2 protein-coding genes are annotated in these 1,971 nt (G+C 61.2%); one reads left to right on the top strand and one right to left on the bottom strand.

Annotation, left to right across the window (positions count from 1 at the left end):
* Positions 1-191: 191 nt before the first annotated feature.
* A complete protein-coding gene (locus Q0S71_RS21640; protein ID WP_010393827.1) occupies positions 192-647 on the bottom strand; it encodes an Lrp/AsnC ligand binding domain-containing protein in 456 nt (151 codons plus the stop codon).
* Between the two features lie 212 nt (positions 648-859).
* Here Q0S71_RS21640 and Q0S71_RS21635 point away from each other — a divergent pair.
* Positions 860-1,971: proline dehydrogenase family protein (locus Q0S71_RS21635; protein ID WP_296000270.1), on the top strand; the 1,112-nt coding region annotated here is incomplete at its 3' end.

Genomic DNA, 1,971 nt, shown 5'->3' with positions numbered 1-1,971 from the left:
GGAATGGTGACATGCAAGACCTGACCCCGATCTCGTTTAGGCGAAGGCCGGGCCGAACTCGTTATGTAGTTCCACACTACAACACTTACGGGTTTAGCTCAATCGCTATTCCGGGCTACAAAACGGGACGGGGCAGGGTTTCCGGAAACCGTTTCCGAAAAACCTGCCCCGCACCCGCGCGCACGCGCCGCTTACTTGATCGGCAGCTTGGTGGTGTTCTTCACTTCCTCCATCACGGCATAAGTGTGGGTTTCCCGCACACCTTTTTGCAACAGGGTCTTGCCGAGGAATTCGCGGTAGGCGGCCATGTCCTTCACGCGCGCCTTGACCAGGTAGTCGAAACCACCCGCCACCATGTGACATTCCAGTACTTCCGGGATGATTTGTACGCTATGCTTGAAGGCATCGAACACTTCCGGGGTGGTGCGGTCCAGCACCACTTCGATGAAGACGAGCAGGGATACGTCGAGCAGCTGCGGGTTGAGCTGGGCGGTGTAGCCCATGATGTAGCCTGATTCATGCAGTTTGCGCACGCGCTCGAGGCAGGCGGCCGGCGACAGGTTGACCCGCGCCGCCAATTCGACGTTGCTGATGCGGCCATCGCTCTGCAATTCCATCAGGATTTTCTTACTGATCTTGTCCAACATATGCAACAGTCCCCAAATAAATTTTATTTGGTTAAATTGTCTCATTAAAAACAATCTATGGCTAGTACTGTGTATTACCAGAATTAATCCATCAGAATCCGCCTTACAATCGAACGATCTTACAGTCTGCAACATTCGCTTCCCGTCCACCGCCGACAGGCACGCCGGGCCGCGCGTTCCAGCCCGATTATTTCTATACAAAAGAGCCTTCCATGTCCTCAGCAAGCACCCCGGCAAACGCCATTTCCCCCTTCGCCGCCCTCCAGGCGGAAATCCTGCGCGACCCGACGCCGCTGCGCTCGGCCGTCACGGCCGCCTACCGGCGCGATGAAATCAGCGCCGTCCAGTGGTTGCTGGGGCAGCTGCAGCAGGGCAGCGCGGCCGGCAAGGCCGAAGCCCAGGCGCTGGCCCACAAGCTGGTCTCGGCGGTGCGCGAAAAACGCACCCGCTCGTCCGGCGTGGACGCGCTGATGCACGAGTTTTCCCTCTCCTCGGAAGAGGGTGTGGCGCTGATGTGCCTGGCCGAGGCGCTGTTGCGCATTCCCGACAGCGCCACCGCCGACCGCCTGATCGCCGACAAGATCAGCAAGGGCGACTGGCGCAAGCATCTGGGCGAATCGCCTTCGCTGTTCGTCAACGCCGCCACCTGGGGCTTGCTGATCACCGGCAAGCTGGTCAGCACCAGCAGCGAAAACCGCCTCAGCTCGGCCCTTTCGAAACTGATCACCAAGGGCGGCGAACCGCTGATACGCAAGGGCGTCGACATGGCCATGCGCATGCTCGGCAACCAGTTCGTCACCGGCCAGACCATCGAGGAGGCGATCAAGAACAGCCGCGACAACGAGGCGCGCGGCTACCGTTATTCGTATGACATGCTGGGCGAGGCGGCGCTGACGGAAGCGGACGCGGCCAACTACTACGCCTCGTATGAAAGCGCCATCCACGCCATCGGCCGGGCCTCGAACGGCCGCGGCATCAAGCAGGGCCCGGGCATTTCCGTCAAGTTGTCGGCCTTGCACGCGCGCTACAGCCGCGCCCAGCACGCCCGCGTCCTGGCCGAGCTGCTGCCGCGCGTGAAGGCGCTGGTCTTGCTGGCCAAGAAATACGACATCGGCCTGAACATCGACGCCGAGGAGGCCGACCGCCTGGAACTGTCGCTCGACCTGATGGAGGCGATGGCCTTCGACCCCGAGTTGGCCGGTTTCGACGGCATCGGCTTCGTCGTCCAGGCCTACCAAAAACGCTGCCCCTTCGCGATCGACTTCCTGATCGACCTGGCCAAGCGCAGCGGCCGCAAGTTCATGGTGCGCCTGGTCAAGGGCGC

Source organism: Rugamonas sp. (assembly GCF_025354735.1).
Lineage (GTDB): Bacteria > Pseudomonadota > Gammaproteobacteria > Burkholderiales > Burkholderiaceae_D > Rugamonas.
The sequence above is the reverse complement of the archived record's forward strand: the minus strand, read 5'-3'. Positions and strand labels throughout refer to the sequence as shown.

Excerpts from the sequence above, each read along its gene's own strand:
- Q0S71_RS21640 (WP_010393827.1), bottom strand. The coding sequence starts at position 647 with ATGTTGGACAAGATCAGTAAGAAAATCCTGATGGAATTGCAGAGCGAT.